The sequence below is a fragment of the Streptomyces sparsogenes subsp. cuspidosporus genome (assembly GCF_039532705.1).
Taxonomy (GTDB): domain Bacteria; phylum Actinomycetota; class Actinomycetes; order Streptomycetales; family Streptomycetaceae; genus Streptomyces; species Streptomyces sparsogenes.
The window spans coordinates 1-566 of the sequence record NZ_BAAASD010000162.1 but is presented as its reverse complement, the minus strand read 5'-3'; the positions used below and the strand labels follow the sequence as shown (position 1 = coordinate 566).

The window sequence follows — 566 nt, the reverse complement described above, 5'->3', positions numbered from 1 at the left end:
CCGCTTCAAGACCCGCGACGTCGCCTGGTCGATGGCGGTCGCCGACGGCCGCATCCACGCCTCCGACGGGCCGACCCTCTACGCCCTGGACGCGGCCGACGGCTCCGACCTGTGGCGGATGCCGACCGACGCCTGGGTGTACTCCCACCAACTCATTTTTTCCCATTGTCCCAGGCGCCGCAAATCGCCACTGGTGATGAATACGTGCAGTTTCTGGACAAAAAAAGCCAATTCGAGAGGGGGAATCTGCAGACCCGCCGAAAGCAGATTGACCAGGGACGTCAGGGCCAGGGGAATGCCCGCGGGCGTGCCCGTACAGCCACACTCCGCCGATGATCTGCCCGAACTCAGCCTGGTCGACGACGATCCGCCAGCGGCCGTCCTCACCGATCCACGGCAGCACCCCGGCTTCGGCGGCGATCCGCAGCGCCACGTTCTCGGGCGTCTCCGGGTCGAGCGGTGGCAGGGCCACGGCGGTCTGGCCGGGGCGGTTCGCTTCGTGCCACGGGTCGGAGCATGCGGCGCGCTGGGCGTTGAGGATCGTCCTGCACGTCGAGCAGCCGAAG

1 protein-coding gene is annotated in these 566 nt (G+C 67.8%); it reads left to right on the top strand.

Features of this window, described 5'->3' with window-relative positions; translation table 11 throughout:
• Positions 1-566, top strand: a 566-nt coding sequence (locus tag ABFY07_RS42865) for a PQQ-binding-like beta-propeller repeat protein (protein WP_479685641.1), incomplete at both ends; no start/stop codon positions are given.